This window comes from Citrobacter meridianamericanus (assembly GCF_041320245.1).
GTDB classification, from domain to species: domain Bacteria; phylum Pseudomonadota; class Gammaproteobacteria; order Enterobacterales; family Enterobacteriaceae; genus Citrobacter; species Citrobacter meridianamericanus.
Genome location: NZ_CP101036.1, coordinates 2944166 through 2959387, shown reverse-complemented (window position 1 = coordinate 2959387; position 15222 = coordinate 2944166). Strand labels below are relative to the sequence as shown.

Annotated in this window: 18 protein-coding genes and 1 pseudogene; 8 read left to right on the top strand and 11 right to left on the bottom strand. The window is 51.8% G+C overall.

What is annotated here, in order from left to right:
- The first annotated feature begins 13 nt into the window (after nt 1-13).
- Entirely contained in the window at nt 14-946 is a 933-nt protein-coding gene (gene punR / locus NMD08_RS14510; RefSeq protein WP_151219081.1) for a DNA-binding transcriptional activator PunR, read from the top strand.
- On the opposite strand, the gene purR is transcribed toward punR, so the two are convergent.
- Complete coding sequence (gene purR / locus NMD08_RS14505) at nt 943-1968, bottom strand: HTH-type transcriptional repressor PurR (RefSeq protein ID WP_151219082.1); 1026 nt, start codon at nt 1966-1968, stop codon at nt 943-945. The genes punR and purR overlap by 4 nt on opposite strands.
- A gap of 297 nt (nt 1969-2265) precedes the next feature.
- Here purR and cydH point away from each other — a divergent pair, with 297 nt between their 5' ends.
- Both cydH and NMD08_RS14495 read left to right on the top strand, forming a co-directional pair.
- Entirely contained in the window at nt 2266-2355 is a 90-nt protein-coding gene (gene cydH, locus NMD08_RS14500) for a cytochrome bd-I accessory subunit CydH (protein WP_003029209.1), read from the top strand.
- Between the two features lie 175 nt (nt 2356-2530).
- Complete coding sequence (locus NMD08_RS14495; RefSeq protein ID WP_370618416.1) at nt 2531-3700, top strand: MFS transporter; 1170 nt, start codon at nt 2531-2533, stop codon at nt 3698-3700.
- Between the two features lie 39 nt (nt 3701-3739).
- Here NMD08_RS14495 and sodB read toward each other — a convergent pair whose 3' ends face one another.
- Together sodB and NMD08_RS14485 are read right to left on the bottom strand one after the other, a co-directional pair.
- Nucleotides 3740-4321 carry a superoxide dismutase [Fe] gene (gene sodB, locus NMD08_RS14490; RefSeq protein WP_151219085.1) on the bottom strand — a complete coding sequence of 194 codons (582 nt, stop codon included), beginning with the start codon at nt 4319-4321 and terminating at the stop codon, nt 3740-3742.
- 127 nt (nt 4322-4448) lie between these two features.
- Complete coding sequence (locus NMD08_RS14485) at nt 4449-5279, bottom strand: C40 family peptidase (protein ID WP_187252502.1); 831 nt, start codon at nt 5277-5279, stop codon at nt 4449-4451.
- A gap of 334 nt (nt 5280-5613) precedes the next feature.
- Between NMD08_RS14485 and grxD the strand changes: the two genes are divergently transcribed.
- The gene (gene grxD, locus NMD08_RS14480; RefSeq protein ID WP_003832760.1) at nt 5614-5961 is read left to right on the top strand and encodes a monothiol glutaredoxin 4; all 348 of its coding nucleotides are present in this window, start codon (nt 5614-5616) and stop codon (nt 5959-5961) included.
- 53 nt (nt 5962-6014) lie between these two features.
- Here grxD and rnt read toward each other — a convergent pair whose 3' ends face one another.
- The 4 genes from rnt to NMD08_RS14460 form a co-directional block, all read right to left on the bottom strand.
- Nucleotides 6015-6662, bottom strand: coding sequence for a ribonuclease T (rnt, locus tag NMD08_RS14475; RefSeq protein WP_003029200.1), 648 nt, complete (start codon nt 6660-6662; stop codon nt 6015-6017).
- A gap of 95 nt (nt 6663-6757) precedes the next feature.
- On the bottom strand, nt 6758-7165 hold the full coding sequence (gene gloA, locus NMD08_RS14470) for a lactoylglutathione lyase (protein ID WP_003029198.1): 408 nt from the start codon (nt 7163-7165) through the stop codon (nt 6758-6760).
- A 97-nt stretch (nt 7166-7262) separates the two neighbouring features.
- Entirely contained in the window at nt 7263-8360 is a 1098-nt protein-coding gene (locus tag NMD08_RS14465) for an alkene reductase (RefSeq protein ID WP_151225409.1), read from the bottom strand.
- A 54-nt stretch (nt 8361-8414) separates the two neighbouring features.
- Nucleotides 8415-9014 (bottom strand): TetR/AcrR family transcriptional regulator, encoded by a 600-nt coding sequence (locus NMD08_RS14460; RefSeq protein WP_187259505.1) that lies wholly within the window; start codon nt 9012-9014, stop codon nt 8415-8417.
- A gap of 102 nt (nt 9015-9116) precedes the next feature.
- Between NMD08_RS14460 and NMD08_RS14455 the strand changes: the two genes are divergently transcribed.
- The 3 genes from NMD08_RS14455 (at nt 9117) to sodC (ending at nt 10908) form a co-directional block, all read left to right on the top strand.
- The gene (locus NMD08_RS14455) at nt 9117-9356 is read left to right on the top strand and encodes a DUF1289 domain-containing protein (RefSeq protein ID WP_151219088.1); all 240 of its coding nucleotides are present in this window, start codon (nt 9117-9119) and stop codon (nt 9354-9356) included.
- A gap of 49 nt (nt 9357-9405) precedes the next feature.
- On the top strand, nt 9406-10302 hold the full coding sequence (locus NMD08_RS14450) for an aldo/keto reductase family oxidoreductase (RefSeq protein WP_151219089.1): 897 nt from the start codon (nt 9406-9408) through the stop codon (nt 10300-10302).
- Between the two features lie 81 nt (nt 10303-10383).
- On the top strand, nt 10384-10908 hold the full coding sequence (gene sodC / locus NMD08_RS14445; protein ID WP_252838353.1) for a superoxide dismutase [Cu-Zn] SodC: 525 nt from the start codon (nt 10384-10386) through the stop codon (nt 10906-10908).
- Here the strand turns inward: sodC and NMD08_RS14440 are convergent.
- From NMD08_RS14440 to NMD08_RS14430, 3 genes and pseudogenes are all read right to left on the bottom strand, one after another.
- Nucleotides 10884-12924, bottom strand: a pseudogene (locus tag NMD08_RS14440) (FUSC family protein). The gene sodC and the pseudogene NMD08_RS14440 sit on opposite strands and share 25 nt — an antisense overlap.
- Entirely contained in the window at nt 12921-13784 is an 864-nt protein-coding gene (locus NMD08_RS14435) for an HlyD family secretion protein (RefSeq protein ID WP_210905035.1), read from the bottom strand. Before NMD08_RS14435 ends, NMD08_RS14440 begins: the two are co-directional and overlap by 4 nt.
- A gap of 2 nt (nt 13785-13786) precedes the next feature.
- The gene (locus tag NMD08_RS14430) at nt 13787-14023 is read right to left on the bottom strand and encodes a DUF1656 domain-containing protein (RefSeq protein WP_103770040.1); all 237 of its coding nucleotides are present in this window, start codon (nt 14021-14023) and stop codon (nt 13787-13789) included.
- A gap of 192 nt (nt 14024-14215) precedes the next feature.
- Here NMD08_RS14430 and slyA point away from each other — a divergent pair, with 192 nt between their 5' ends.
- Complete coding sequence (gene slyA, locus NMD08_RS14425) at nt 14216-14656, top strand: transcriptional regulator SlyA (protein ID WP_151219093.1); 441 nt, start codon at nt 14216-14218, stop codon at nt 14654-14656.
- Nucleotides 14657-14702: 46 nt separating this feature from the next.
- Here slyA and slyB read toward each other — a convergent pair whose 3' ends face one another.
- Nucleotides 14703-15170 (bottom strand): outer membrane lipoprotein SlyB, encoded by a 468-nt coding sequence (gene slyB, locus NMD08_RS14420; RefSeq protein ID WP_151219094.1) that lies wholly within the window; start codon nt 15168-15170, stop codon nt 14703-14705.
- Between the last annotated feature and the right edge of the window lie 52 nt (nt 15171-15222).

Below are 15222 nucleotides of genomic sequence, written 5' to 3'. Positions count from 1 at the left end.
TTGCAGGCAGAATATGTGGTCGGAATATTCACTTGAAGTGGTTGATGCGGTTGCGCGTAATGGCAGCTTTAGTTCGGCCGCGCAGGAGTTGCACCGTGTACCCTCGGCGGTAAGCTACACCGTACGTCAGCTGGAAGAGTGGCTGGCGGTGCCGCTTTTTGAGCGACGTCATCGGGATGTGGAGTTGACGCCTGCCGGTGCGTGGTTCCTCAAAGAAGGCCGCTCTGTTATCAAAAAAATGCAGATCACCCGCCAGCAATGTCAGCAAATTGCCAACGGCTGGCGCGGACAGCTGGCGATTGCGGTAGATAACATTGTTCGCCCGGATCGCACCCGACAGATGATCGTGGATTTCTATCGTCATTTTGATGATGTGGAACTGTTGGTTTTCCAGGAAGTGTTTAACGGCGTCTGGGATGCGCTGTCCGATGGCCGCGTTGAGCTGGCAATTGGCGCCACGCAGGCGATTCCGGTGGGGGGACGCTATACCTTTCGCGACATGGGAATGCTGAGCTGGAGTTGCGTGGTGGCCAGCCATCATCCGTTGGCGTCAATGCCTGGGCCGCTTAGCGACGACACGTTGCGCAACTGGCCGTCGCTGGTGCGTGAAGATACTTCCCGTACGCTGCCAAAACGCATTACCTGGCTGCTGGATAACCAAAAACGTGTCGTGGTGCCTGACTGGGAATCTTCCGCTACCTGCTTATCCGCAGGGTTGTGTGTTGGCATGGTACCGACGCATTTTGCCAAACCGTGGATCGATAGCGGCAAGTGGGTCGCGCTACAGCTGGAAAATCCATTTCCTGATGCCGCATGCTGTCTGACATGGCAACAGAACGATACGTCACCTGCATTGAGCTGGCTGTTGGACTATTTAGGGGATAGCGAAACGCTGAACAAAGAGTGGCTGCGGGAGCCAGATGAGGCTCCCGCACAACGGTCTTAACGACGGTAATCGCGGAACGGGCCGTCGGCAACGGAGCGACGCTCTACCAGACGCGGATGCACCTCGATAGATTGCGACTCTTCACGTTTATTCACGATACGGTCTAACAGCATATTGAAGGCCGTTTCACCGAGCGAATCTTTAGGCTGGTGAATGGTCGTCAGAGCCGGCGTGAAGAAACGGGCGTTGCGCACGTTGTCGTAGCCGATAAGCGAGATATCCTGCGGTACCCGCAGTCCCATCTCATCAGCGGCGCACAGCGCACCCATCGCCATGATATCGCCACCACAGAAGACGGCGGTCGGACGATGCGGCTGTGACAGAATTTGCTGCATGGCGCGATAGCCGGATTCAGGCTCAAAATCCCCCTGGACAATCCAGTTGTCCGGTACTTTTATCAGCGCTTCTTCCATCGCTTTCATAAAGCCAGCCAGACGCCCGGCTCCGGTGTTACGTTCCATTGGGCCTGGGATCACGCCAATCTCACGATGACCGCGTTCGACCAGATACCGACCCGCCATGTAACCACCTTCGAAGGCATTATCAATGACGGTATCGGTAAAGTCGGCTTTGGCCTCGCCCCAGTCCATGACGACCATCGGGATATGGCGGTATTCTTCGAGCATCGAAAGCAGCGACTCCGGATACTCAGAGCACATCACCAGCAGACCATCAACGCGCTTTTGCGCCATCATCGACAGATAAGCCTGCTGTTTTTCAAGGCTGTTCCATGCGTTACCCAGAATCAGGGTATAGCCTTTCTGGAAACAGTTTTTCTCAACGGCTTCGATAATTTCAGCGAAATAGGCCGCTTCACTGCTGGTGGCCAGCAAGCCAATAGACTTGGTGTGATTCACCTTCAGGCTGCGCGCAACTGCGCTCGGAGAATAGTGCAGCTCTTTGATTGCCGCCCAGACAGCATTACGCGTTTCTTCCGCGACAAAGCGCGTCTTGTTAATCACGTGTGATACGGTTGTAGTGGAAACGTTTGCTCGCTTCGCTACATCTTTAATTGTTGCCATTACATCTCACTCCAGACCATATCCTAAGCTCCTGAGAAAACTCCAGGTAAACGTTTGCCTTCACACACCCTTAGCGCAACGTAAGGGTTGCGGCACGCCGGGAAAACGACACGGAACGTCAGGAAGGGGTCAATGGCCGGTACGCTAATCAAGTAAGCGTGGAATTTTGTCTGATCTTAACGAAAAGGGGAAGAGTTAAAAGCAGTTATCAATATAAATCGTGAGAGATTTTTGCTTTCAAGTGTGTAAAAATGCGCAATATCACTTTTTGTGTGGGAATAAAAAGGAGAAAACTTGATGAGCACCGATCTGAAATTTTCGTTAGTGACTACCATTATTGTTCTGGGTTTGATCGTCGCGGGTGGCCTGACCGCAGCGCTGCATTAATTTCCTCGAGGGAGTTAGCTCTCCCTCACTCTTTCCGCTCGTCTATCTCTTCTATTGTTTGCGAATAAGCAAAAGTCTTTTGCAATTTTGTTAACTTTATTAATTTTGCGATCAATGTCATGCTTTTGACTCTTATTTTATGTCGCGCCACGGCTCGACGTTACGGAGTCGCAATATGAAACTCAATTATCCTTTACTGGCGCTGGCGATCGGAGCGTTTGGCATTGGCACCACCGAATTTTCGCCAATGGGATTATTGCCCGTCATAGCCAAAGGAGTGGATGTTTCGATTCCGGCCGCCGGCATGTTAATCAGCGCGTATGCGGTTGGCGTGATGGTGGGGGCTCCGCTGATGACATTATTATTGTCTCATCGTGCGCGACGTAATGCGTTGATTTTCCTGATGGCGATTTTCACGTTGGGTAATGTCCTCTCGGCGATTTCACCGGATTACTCCACGCTGATGTTATCACGCATTTTGACCAGTCTTAATCACGGGGCATTTTTCGGCCTTGGCTCTGTGGTTGCTGCAAGTGTGGTGCCCAAACATAAACAGGCCAGTGCCGTGGCAACCATGTTTATGGGGTTAACCATTGCCAATATTGGCGGCGTTCCGGCGGCGACCTGGCTTGGTGAAAGCATCGGCTGGCGCATGTCGTTCATGGCAACGGCAGGGCTCGGCGTTATCGCCATGGTCAGTCTGTTCTTCTCATTACCCAAAGGCGGGGCGGGAGAGCGTCCGGATGTCCGCAGCGAACTGGCGGTACTTATGCGTCCTCAGGTGCTGTCGGCTCTGCTGACGACCGTTCTGGGAGCAGGGGCGATGTTCACGCTTTATACCTACATCTCACCGGTGCTGCACACTATCACTCATGCCACACCAGCATTTGTGACCGGTATGCTGGTGCTGATTGGCGTGGGCTTCTCAATCGGTAACTATTTTGGCGGCAAGCTGGCTGACCGTTCAGTCAATGGTACGTTGAAAGGCTTTTTACTGCTGTTAATGGTTATTATGCTGGCCATTCCTTTCCTTGCGCGTAATGAGCCTGGCGCGGCGGTCAGTATGGTGGTCTGGGGTGCGGCGACATTTGCAGTGGTTCCACCGTTGCAGATGCGAGTGATGCGTGTTGCCAGCGAAGCGCCGGGTTTATCATCGTCAGTCAATATTGGCGCATTTAACCTGGGGAATGCACTGGGGGCCGCAGCCGGTGGGGCGGTGATATCCGGTGGCCTGGGTTACAGTTTTGTGCCTGTGATGGGGGCGATTGTGGCAGGGCTTGCGCTGATGCTGGTGTTCATTTCCGCAAGAAGACAGCCTGAAGAGGCTTGCACTACCGCGAATTAATGCAAAAACGCAGAAGGAAGCCCTTCTGCGTTATCTTTTTTATGCTGCGAAGTTCTTCGCAACAAACTCCCAATTCACCAGCGCCCAGAAATGTTCCAGGTAGCCAGGACGAGCATTGCGATAGTCGATGTAGTAGGCGTGTTCCCATACGTCAACGGTCATCAGTGGCGTCGCGTCGGTGGTCAGCGGCGTACCCGCGTTGGAGGTTGAAACGATAGCCAGTTTGCCATCCGTTCCTTTAACCAGCCAGGTCCAGCCAGAACCGAAGTTTTTGATAGCGGCATCGGTGAACTGTGCTTTGAAATCTGCAAAGCTGCCAAAGGAGGCTGCAATGGCTTCGGCCAGTTTACCAGTCGGTTCGCCACCTGCGTTCGGTGCCAGGCAGTTCCAGTAGAAAGTGTGGTTCCAGACCTGGGCTGCGTTATTGAATACACCACCTTCAGAGCTACGAACGATCTCTTCCAGTGATTTACCTTCAAACGCCGTGCCTTTGATCAGGTTATTCAGGTTAGTAACGTAAGTCTGGTGATGTTTGCCATAGTGGTATTCCAGCGTTTCAGCAGAAATGTGCGGGACCAGAGCATCTTTGGCATACGGTAATGCAGGTAATTCGAACGACATTGCTTCTCTCCTTATTATTTATATTGAGTACACACAATAGCCTCATTGTGAGTAAGGATAGGGTAGCAAATTGAAAGGTTATGCAAAAGAAGAACTTACCCTACAGCATGTTCTGTAGGGTAAGTTTTTAGCGAATTGTTTTTGGCGTCATTACCCGGCGAGCGCCCACATAGTGGCGCTGCCAGTAATCTTCGCTCAGCGAGGTGATTTGAATTTCCCGGCCGCTGCGCGGGGACTGAATAAATTTTCCGTTGCCGACATACACACCAACGTGATCGGCTGTTCCGCGACCCTGAGTACGGAAAAAGACCAGATCGCCATTTTTCAGTTCGCCACGTTCAATCGGCGCGGCATCACGTAGATGGTACATTTCGTTCGCAGTACGGGGAATGCGGAATTTCACCAGATCTTTATATGCATAATAGACCAGACCGCTGCAGTCAAACCCGGTTCTTGGCGATGTACCGCCCCAGCGATAAGGCTTGCCTATTTGATTCATCAGCGTGGACATGGCGGTTTTAGTGGCTTTCTGCACTTTGACCTTGTGTGCGTCAGCGAGCGTAGTCGGAGCCGTGGTTTTCACTTTTACACAGCGTGGCTTATGGCCTTTACGCGGCGTGCATTTTTCAGTCCAGGTCACGGCAGCGGTTTGTGCTGCGGCGGTTTTGCCTCGACGGTTTGCAGTTTTAGTCGACTTTGCCGGAGTGGCAGTGCGATTTTTAGAAGAGGAAGCGGTTTTGGTGCTGGTTTTACTGGAGGTCTTTGTCGCCGTTTTCTTGTTGGTCTTTGTTGTTTTTTGGCTGGTTGTTGCGCTTTTCTTTTTATCTACCGTTTTGATGGGGTGGGATTGGGTAGTTGTCGTCCTGGCCTGCTTGGAAGCATGAGCCATAGGCGTAAAGGGCAGTGTAGTAAAAAGTAAAGCACAGAGCGTGATCGAGATTCGGTTTATCCGCGCCACTGAGCAGTCCTCTGGTAAGGCAGGTCTATAGTGCCTGCGTGTGATTTTCAAAACTTGATGATTCTAATCTATAGAAAGAGGGAAAGTTAATAGCTTTTTTTGTTTAAAACTGTGTTTCGTAACCGACCGCAAAAAAAAACAGCAATTAACGTGGGAACAGGTGAAAGGACAATCAAATCCACAGGCTTCAAGGGGATAAATGAGATTATGAATGCAACTTTTAGCGTCAGGGGATAAAATAATAAGGCGTAATGAAAATGTTATTTTCCGTTGCCTGTCTGACCCGTTACAATGTCAGACTACTGCCGTAAAAGAAGTTTAAGGAAGCAAGATAATGAGCACCACTATCGAAAAAATCCAGCGCCAGATCGCTGAAAACCCGATTCTCCTGTACATGAAAGGTTCCCCTAAACTGCCAAGCTGCGGTTTCTCCGCTCAGGCTGTGCAGGCGTTGTCTGCCTGTGGTGAACGTTTTGCTTACGTTGATATTCTGCAGAACCCGGATATTCGCGCCGAGCTGCCGAAATACGCAAACTGGCCGACCTTTCCGCAGCTGTGGGTTGATGGTGAGCTGGTTGGCGGCTGTGACATTTTGATCGAAATGTACCAGCGCGGTGAGTTACAGCAGCTGATTAAAGAAACAGCGGCGAAATACAAAACCGAAGAACCAGACGCTGAGTAATTTTAGCGGAAATAAAAAAGCGACCTGTGACGGTCGCTTTTTTTATCGATCCGTTATGCCTCTTCAGGCACGGGAAGAGGCCAACCGCCGAGGCGTTTCCAGCGGTTAACGATTTCGCAAAACAGTACGGCCGTCCGTTCGGTATCATACAGCGCCGAGTGCGCCTGATTCCCGTCAAACTCCATTCCAGCCGCCAGACATGCTTTTGACAACACCGTTTGCCCCAATGACAGACCGCTTAATGCCGCAGTATCAAAAGTGACAAATGGATGAAATGGATTTCGTTTGAGAGAGGCGCGCTCTGCTGCGGCCATCATGAAACTGTGATCGAAGGTAGCGTTATGCGCCACCATGATAGCCCGATTGCAGCCGCTGTCTTTAATCCCTTTGCGTACCATTTTGAAGATGGCATGCAGTGCGTCATATTCGCTGACCGCACCACGTAGCGGATTGTTAGGGTCAATACCGTTAAAGGCGAGGGCTTCCGGCTGTAAATTCGCGCCTTCAAATGGCTCTACGTGGAAATGTAACGTCGTGTCCGGCATCAGCCAGCCTTGTTCATCCATTTTCAGTGTGATGGCGGCGATCTCAAGCAGCGCATCGGTTTTGGCATTGAACCCTGCGGTTTCGACATCAATGACGACAGGATAAAAACCACGAAAACGGTCACACAGACCGGAAAGTTGAGCGTTATCGGACATCTGGGTCTCTTAATACGGGAAAATTGCAGCACGTATTATTGCAAAATGATGAGTATAAAACTACGGGCACAGACGATCTGCGCCCGAGGGGGAAGTTAGTCGCCCAGACCGCGCCCGGCGTCTTTCTCTTCGATCAGCTCAATTTTGTAACCGTCCGGATCTTCAACGAACGCGATCACTGTTGTGCCGCCTTTTACCGGACCCGCTTCACGCGTTACGTTGCCGCCATTCTGACGAATACGTTCACAGGCTTCGGCCGCATTGTCTACACTCAGGGCGATATGGCCGTAGGCTGTGCCCAGCTCATACTTATCGACACCCCAGTTATAGGTCAGTTCGATCACCGCTTCACTGGTTTCCGGGCCGTAGCCGACAAAGGCCAGAGAGTACTTATATTCAGGGTTCTCGCTGGTACGCAGCAGCTTCATGCCCAGCACGTTGGTGTAAAACTCGATGGAACGCTGCAGGTCACCCACGCGCAGCATGGTATGAAGTAAACGCATCTTTTTCCCCTTCGAAAATGGCTAATACATTCAAAATGTTGTTTTATTATAGCGGCGTTGTTACACCGCTATCAATGGCAGAACTGAGTTTGTGACGTTAGAGGGTAGGATAATCGGTGTAACCTTCAGCGCCGCCGCCGTAGAAGCTTTCGGCACGCTGTGGATTCAGCTCCGCTTTACGCTGCAGACGCGCGACCAGATCCGGGTTAGCGATATAAGCGCGACCAAAAGCAACGGCGTCGATCAGACCTTTTTCGATCAGCGATTCTGCTTTTTCTGGTGTGTAGGCGCCCGCGCCAATGATCGGACCGTGAAAACGCGCGCGAACTTTTTCGCGAAACGCATCGGAATACGGCTCGCCACCGGCCCAGTCAGGTTCCGACATATGCAGGTAAGCGATGCCGCGTTTGCCCAGTTGTTCAATCAGATAAAGCGCATCGGCTTCTTCGTTCGGACCGTTGTCAACGTTCTGGAAAGAGCCAATCGGGGAGATGCGAATACCAATGCGATCGGCACCCCATTCTTTAATACCTGCATCGACAACGTCCAGTACCAGACGCGCACGATTTTCGACGCTACCACCGTATTGATCGGTACGCTGGTTAGACGTTGGTGACAGGAACTGGTGCAGCAGGTAGCCGTGAGCGGAGTGCAGTTCTACCATGTCGAAACCTGCTTCGCGTGCGTTGGCTATAGCCTGACGGAAGTCATTTACAATGCCTGGAATTTCTTCGGTTTCCAGAGCGCGCGGCATGGAGGTATCGACGCGTGTTGCCAGGCCGTTTTCATCACGCAATGAGGTGCGGGTACCGGCGATAATTGCAGAAGGTGCAACCGGTGCCTGTCCATTTGGCTGCAGACTGGCGTGAGAAATGCGCCCGGTGTGCCACAACTGAACGGCAATATGACCTTGCTCAGCGTGTACAGCCGCAGTGATTTTTTTCCAGGCGACGATTTGTGCTTCGCTGTGTAAGCCGGGGGCTCCAGCATACCCTTTTGCCTGGGCGGAAATCTGCGTGGCTTCGCTGATAATAAGGCCTGCGCTGGCGCGTTGACGGTAATACTCGACCATCAGCGGAGTAGGGATGTCGCCAGGCTCGATGCTGCGCAGACGCGTCAGTGGCGCCATGAATACGCGGTTAGCTGCCGTGATGGCACCCACTTTCAGTGGGGAAAACAGTTTTTCAGATGACATGTGGCACTCCTGAATAGACCGGTCGTCTAGTAATAAAGTAAATAAAAACGCCTGTTAAACGGCAGGCGTTGTGATGATGTTTTTAACGTGCGCCAGCGCATTTTCCAGCGGGGTGGCGCTACGAGAAATCTTGGCCTGCAGGTTGGCACCAAGCCAGAGTGCATACAGGACCTGCGCTTGCTGTAACGGCTCGCCAACAAAGGACAGACATTGGTTGGCCCGACCTTTCTCCAGCGCCTGCGCTAACAGCGCAATAATGTGTCGCGCGCCTTTATCCATCGCTGTGCGCATATCTTCTGACAGATCGCATACTTCAGCAGAAAGTTTTACAGTTAAACAGCCGCTAATAATCCCGTGCTGGCTAAACTGGTTCAGGGTTTCCTGATAGTAGGCCAGTATTCGGTCGCGGTAATTCCCCGCCCCTGTATCAAAATGCGTAGCCAGTCGCTGATGATAGGCCGCATAGTGGCGTTCCAGCATCGCGACACCGAATGCTTCTTTAGAGCGAAAATAGTGATAAAACGAACCCTTAGGAACTTCAGCAGTTTTCAGTAGTTCGCTTAAACCCATGCCGGTGAAGCCGCGCTGCATACACAGCTGTTCGCCAGTCGCCAGCAGATGTTCGCGTGTATCGTATTCAGTGACTTTGTTCATGAGATGGAGTGTAATAGACCAGTCGGTCTAATGCAATAGCCCCTTGCGAGAAATTCAGTTAACGTCTTCAATAAGTATATCAATTTTACTAAAGGAGGGGATGTGGCGGAACAGCTGGAGTTTTTCCCCGTCCAGAGCCCATGCCGTGGAATATGTCAGTCTGACGAGCGCGGCTTTTGCCGTGGCTGTTTTCGTAGTCGGGATGAGCGTTTTAACTGGCAAAAGATGAGCGATGCCGAAAAGCAGGAAGTGCTGCGGCTTTGTCGTCAGCGTCTGATGCGTAAATTACGCGCAAACAAACCCAATCCTTCGGAAGAACCGCAACAACCTTCACTCTTTTAAAAGTGTAATTGCGTATACTCGATGCACATTCACTCATAAGGAAGCTGCTATGGTTCAGCGTATTACTATTGCGCCACAAGGTCCTGAATTTTCTCGCTTTGTGATGGGGTATTGGCGCCTGATGGACTGGAATATGTCCGCGCGCCAGTTAGTCAGCTTTATTGAAGAGCATCTGGATCTGGGGGTTACCACCGTCGATCACGCCGATATTTACGGTGGATACCAGTGTGAGGCGGCGTTTGGCGAGGCAATGAAGCTGGCCCCGCATCTGCGTGAAAAAATGCAGATTGTGACTAAATGTGGGATCGCGACGACAGCACGCGCGGAAAATGTGCTGGGCCATTACATTACCGATAGTGCGCATATTATTGCCAGTGCGGAACAGTCGTTGAAATTACTGGCGACCGATCATATTGACCTGCTGCTGATCCACCGTCCTGACCCGCTTATGGATGCAGACGACGTAGCAGACGCTTTTAAAAAATTACACCATAGCGGCAAAGTACGTCACTTTGGCGTTTCTAATTTCACTCCCGCACAGTTTTCACTGCTGCAATCGCGTCTACCGTTTACGCTGGCAACCAACCAGGTTGAGATCTCTCCGGTACATCAGCCGCTCCTGCTGGATGGTACTTTAGATCAACTGCAGCAACTGCGTATTCGTCCAATGGCCTGGTCCTGCCTTGGTGGCGGTCGCTTGTTTAATGACGATGCGTTCCAGCCATTACGCAATGAACTTGCCGCGATCGCAGAAGAGTTAAACGCGCAGTCTATTGAGCAGGTGGTGTACGCCTGGATTTTACGCCTGCCGTCCCAGCCGCTGCCAATCATTGGCTCAGGTAAGATAGAACGTGTCCGCGCCGCCATTGAGTCTGAGTCACTGGACATGTCTCGCCAGCAGTGGTTCCGTATTCGTAAAGCCGCCCTGGGTTACGACGTACCTTAATCGCGTTTTCAGCGCTTTACCGTTCAAATTAGCGTCACTGGTTTACACTTATCAATCAGACACCTTTTGGACGGAGTTCTTATGAAGCGTTTGAGTTTGGCCATTATCACATTACTCGCCTGTGCAAGTGCACAGGCTGCCAGTGAAGAAAACGTGACGATGAATCTGGTAACGTCGCAAGGCGTCGGCCAGGCGATTGGTACGGTCACTATTACTGAAACCGCGAAAGGACTGGAGTTTACGCCCGATCTTAGAGCGCTGCCGCCAGGTGAACATGGCTTCCATGTGCATGCGAATGGCAGCTGTCAACCGGCTATTAAGGAAGGAAAAGCTTCAGCCGCAGAATCGGCTGGAGGCCATTATGATCCACACAAAACTGGCAAACACGAAGGGCCGGAAGGCGCAGGTCACATGGGCGACCTGCCGCTGTTACTGGTAAATAACGACGGGAACGCCACAACACCAGTTGTTGCACCGCGGCTGAAAACGCTCGACGAGGTGAAAGGTAAGGCGCTGATGATCCATGTGGGCGGCGATAATATGTCCGATCAACCGAAACCGCTGGGCGGTGGCGGAGCGCGCTACGCTTGTGGCGTTATTAAATAATCAACTGCTTAGTGTACCCGGCGGCGGCGCTTGTTCGAGTTGCGAAAGCGAACAGTGTAGCCGCCAGACAAGCGCAGACAGTTCCTGCGCGGCAGGTTGATGATGGTGGGCAAGCGTATCGCAGATGCGCTGTAACTGATTTAGCGTGGCATTCAGCGGTCGTTGCTGGACGCCACGTTCACTCATCACGTCACGGAGCAGTAAGATACATACGTCCCTGACGCGAGCGAGTGGATCTGAACGCGCCTCCCATGTGCGAAGCTGCCACACCACGTGTGAGCAGTTCAACAAAACTACTCCCCAACGCAATAACCAGCGTCTCGCCAGCGCGTCCTGACTGTTGCTAAGCTGGCTGACGTGGTGATAGGTCAGCGACTCAAATTCGTTTTCACTGAGTGAGGGACGTCGACTCAGCTGATCGACAAAATACCTACGCAGGGCACGAATATGACGCCGACTTTTCCGCGCATCTGAACCTGGACGCAGAATAGCGAAGGCCAGCCAGGACAGCGCCACGCCGATGATTTTCGCCATATTGTCATTCAGGAAATCAGCGAAATCATAAACCGGCGGATTGGTTACCGCGATAAACGATCCCATAAACACGATCAGCTGTCCCCACAGGCCCGCCAGCGCAGGCATTTGTAGCTTCAGGAGTTGCATGGTGGCGAGAAGCGGGAAGAGAAAAAGAATGAATTGCCAGAGATCGGAAATTTGCACCATCAGGCCAAACTTAACCACGAAGCTAAACAGCGACAGCAGAACCAGCGTGCGCATCAGCAGCGAAAGTGACTTGAATGGTGTAGCGACGGTAGAATACAGAACGCTGCTGATGGCTGCGAGCGTGAGCGCGCCAGATCCTGATTCCCATTGTGCGCCAATGCTCCATGCGCCGATAAGCATCAACGTGCAGAATGTACGCAACCCGCTCCAGATGGCTTCCGCATTATCAGTGTGGCGCGCAAGACCTGGCGTACGGTCAACATTAATCTGTTCCGCAGTGACCCCATTTTCAAGTAAATGCAGGTAATGGCTACTGCGCAGGTAAATTCGGCAAAAATAGCGTAACCGTTGCCAGAAAGCGACGTGTCGGTAGTCGCGCGCATCGGTTGGGCGAAGAGGGGCAATAATACGCGCAACGGTGTAGCTGTCGGTATTGGATTTGACCAGCGCGCTGAGCAACTGCTCGATGACCTCCCGGGTATTGACCGGGGGATTAGGCCAGTTCAGCAACATCCTGCGCAGACTGGAAATCACGCTGGTCATACGCAACTGCTGGTGCAACAGCGAATTGAGCAACGCATTTTGACGGCGAAAGCGGTAGTGGCTCCAGAACGCCTGTATACGCAGCAGGTTCATGGTCAGGATCTGCCCGATGACACTTTCATGAGCCGTACGAATGGCGTCCGTTGTCTCCGGTTGCCAGAGTAAGCAGGCATGTTCCAGTAAACGAGAATGCATGTTTTTCAGCGCGGTAAGTAACGTGGTGCCATCGGAGGTGCTGGGCAGGATCATCATCATCATCCCACCGCACAGGATACCCACGATAACCTCGCACACGCGGGCCTGCGCGATATTCCACAACTGCGTAATCTCAATGGTATTAACCATGGGAAACGCAATGATTGCCGCGGTGTAGCCCGCCAATTGAAAGGCGTAAGCGACGTTATTGGTAAAATGGGCACAGGCCCAGGTACAAAAACCAATCCACAGCGACATGCAGAGCAAAAACAACCACGGCTCATTGAGGGCATGTCCGGCAATAATTAAGGCGGCGGTGGCACCAAGCAAGCTACCCGCAACGCGACCGAGGCTTTTACTGATAACCCCGCCAACAGTAGGAAAGCTGACCACCGCCGCCGAGGTCATCGCCCAGTAGGGTTCATCCAGATTCAGGTAATAGGCGAACGTTAACGCCAGACACATCGCAATGGTGTTTCGCAGTGCATAGCGCCACTGCGCCGCCGTGGCTTTAAACCACGGCAAATTGCCAGGTGTCAGATGGGGCAGTTTCATTTACGCTGACCGATAGACACGCTGCAGGTCGTACCTGAAACCAGCGTGATACCCTGCACTGGCTCGTCGAATTCGATGCGCACCGGAACACGTTGCGCCAGGCGCACCCACGGCACGTTAGGTTTAATATCGGGGATCAGGCCGGAGTCACTTTCCACACTTTGGTCGTAGATGGCACGACCAATACTGGATACGTGACCCTGTAACTTTATATTGCCACTGTAGAGGGTGATCAGCGCAGGCGCACCTTCGCGAATATGGCGCAATTTGGTTTCTTCAAAATACCCCATTACATAAAAAGATTGACTGTCGACAAGGGCAAAAAGGGGTTTACCGGTTGAGGCGTAGTCTCCGGTACGGATTGAAAGGTTGGTGACCCAGCCTGCCACGGGGGCTTTGACCACCGTTTGTGTCAGTTGCCACTGTGCCTGGCGCAGACTGGCCTCTGCTGCTTTAACGCTCGCCTGCATGGCTTTCACGTTGAGGTTGGCGGTATCCAGGTCTTCGGCAGAGATATAATTTTGCGATAAGTGACGGCGGCGGTTGGCCTCGTTATTGGCTTTTGCCAGATCGGACTGTGCTTTAGCCAACTGGGCTTGTGCATTCAGTTCAGCAATGTGAAATGGCGTCTTGTCGATAACAAACAGGACATCGCCTTCATTCACAAACTGGTTATCTTTTATGTTGAGTTCGCTGATACTGCCCGAAACCTGCGGCGTGATGCTGACCTGCTCAGCGCGCACTTTGCCGTCACGGGTCCAGGGCGATTGCATATAGTAATTCCACATCCACCATCCGGCGAAAACTGCGATTGCAGCGACTATAATCGTGGAGAAGTATTTAACGGTTTTAAGCGACATAATCACCACACAATCAGCATGACAAAGGCCAGACATACGCATAGCGTAAAGAGGGACAGATCCATTAACAGGGGATGCCAGATTTCGCCGGAATAAATCCAGTCGCGAAGCAGGCGATGAACAACCAGCCAGAGAAGGAATCCTGCTACAAATGCCTTGAAAACAGGCGGGAAGTAGACAGATGCGCCGATCATTAAATCTTGTAGGGGCAATCCTGTTGCATTAAACATAAACTTCACGGGCAAAATCCTTGGCGGAAGAGAGCATCGCTATAGGTTTAGCAAAAAAGAGACAACGAGTCTCTGTAACGCATAATGTCTGAAAAAATGTCTGCCGGTAAGCAAATTTGGCAATACATTTGTTTTGGCAATACAAATGCTGCACACTATTCTAAAATCAGCACAATAACTTAGCAAGCTAATTATAAGGAGATGAAATTGGAATCGCCATTAGGTTCTGATCTGGCACGGTTGGTGCGCATTTGGCGTGCTCTGATTGACCATCGCCTGAAACCTCTGGAGTTGACGCAGACCCATTGGGTTACGCTGCACAACATTCATCAATTGCCGCCCGATCAATCGCAGATTCAGTTGGCGAAAGCGATTGGCATCGAACAGCCTTCGCTGGTACGTACGCTTGACCAACTGGAAGAAAAGGGACTCATTTCACGCCAGACTTGCGCCAGCGATCGCCGGGCAAAGAGAATTAGACTGACAGAAAAAGCAGAGCCGCTGATCGCGGATATGGAAGCGGTTATCAACAAAACACGTGGAGAAATTTTGGAAGGGATTTCAGCTGAGGAAATTGATCTGCTGATTAAACTGGTCGCCAGACTGGAACATAATATTATTGAGCTACAGTCACAAGGCTGATACAGAAGATAGCGTGTGGCCAGAGTCTGACCACACGTAAATTCGATTAGCGTGGAGACACGGTAACCTGGCTGCCGTTGTTTGCCATAACAACGCGTTGACCGGCTGAAAACTTGGTCGCACCCTGTTTCTGAACCACCATAATGGTATTACCGTCGTCCTTACGGATTTCCAGTTCCACACCCTGGGTTTTATTCATCGCACCTTGTACGCTTTGACCCGCTACGCCGCCGGCAACGGCGCCTGCAGCCGTCGCTAATGAACGACCCGTACCGCCGCCAACGGTGTTACCGAGGAACCCGCCGAGTACCGCACCGCCAATAGCGCCAATCACGTTTGCGTCATCACCACCCTGGATTTGCACCGGACGAACATGAACAATCGTACCGTAGGTCACGTTCTGAACTTGTTTCGCTTCGGATGCGGTATATACGTCGCCCGAAAGGCTATCATTGTTAACGCAGCCCGCTAAAGATACGCCCATTAATGAAACAATCAGCACACGTTTAATCATTTACAAATCTCCTTTGTCGCCACGAAATGCTCAATAAGCACCCTTCATGACT

Excerpts from the sequence above, each read along its gene's own strand:
- purR (WP_151219082.1), bottom strand. The coding sequence starts at position 1,968 with ATGGCAACAATTAAAGATGTAGCGAAGCGAGCAAACGTTTCCACTACA.
- slyB (WP_151219094.1), bottom strand. The coding sequence starts at position 15,170 with ATGATTAAACGTGTGCTGATTGTTTCATTAATGGGCGTATCTTTAGCG.
- punR (WP_151219081.1), top strand. The coding sequence starts at position 14 with ATGTGGTCGGAATATTCACTTGAAGTGGTTGATGCGGTTGCGCGTAAT.
- cydH (WP_003029209.1), top strand. The coding sequence starts at position 2,266 with ATGAGCACCGATCTGAAATTTTCGTTAGTGACTACCATTATTGTTCTG.
- NMD08_RS14435 (WP_210905035.1), bottom strand. The coding sequence starts at position 13,784 with ATGTCGCTTAAAACCGTTAAATACTTCTCCACGATTATAGTCGCTGCA.
- NMD08_RS14495 (WP_370618416.1), top strand. The coding sequence starts at position 2,531 with ATGAAACTCAATTATCCTTTACTGGCGCTGGCGATCGGAGCGTTTGGC.
- sodC (WP_252838353.1), top strand. The coding sequence starts at position 10,384 with ATGAAGCGTTTGAGTTTGGCCATTATCACATTACTCGCCTGTGCAAGT.
- sodB (WP_151219085.1), bottom strand. The coding sequence starts at position 4,321 with ATGTCGTTCGAATTACCTGCATTACCGTATGCCAAAGATGCTCTGGTC.
- gloA (WP_003029198.1), bottom strand. The coding sequence starts at position 7,165 with ATGCGTTTACTTCATACCATGCTGCGCGTGGGTGACCTGCAGCGTTCC.
- rnt (WP_003029200.1), bottom strand. The coding sequence starts at position 6,662 with ATGTCCGATAACGCTCAACTTTCCGGTCTGTGTGACCGTTTTCGTGGT.
- slyA (WP_151219093.1), top strand. The coding sequence starts at position 14,216 with ATGAAATTGGAATCGCCATTAGGTTCTGATCTGGCACGGTTGGTGCGC.
- NMD08_RS14450 (WP_151219089.1), top strand. The coding sequence starts at position 9,406 with ATGGTTCAGCGTATTACTATTGCGCCACAAGGTCCTGAATTTTCTCGC.
- NMD08_RS14465 (WP_151225409.1), bottom strand. The coding sequence starts at position 8,360 with ATGTCATCTGAAAAACTGTTTTCCCCACTGAAAGTGGGTGCCATCACG.
- grxD (WP_003832760.1), top strand. The coding sequence starts at position 5,614 with ATGAGCACCACTATCGAAAAAATCCAGCGCCAGATCGCTGAAAACCCG.
- NMD08_RS14460 (WP_187259505.1), bottom strand. The coding sequence starts at position 9,014 with ATGAACAAAGTCACTGAATACGATACACGCGAACATCTGCTGGCGACT.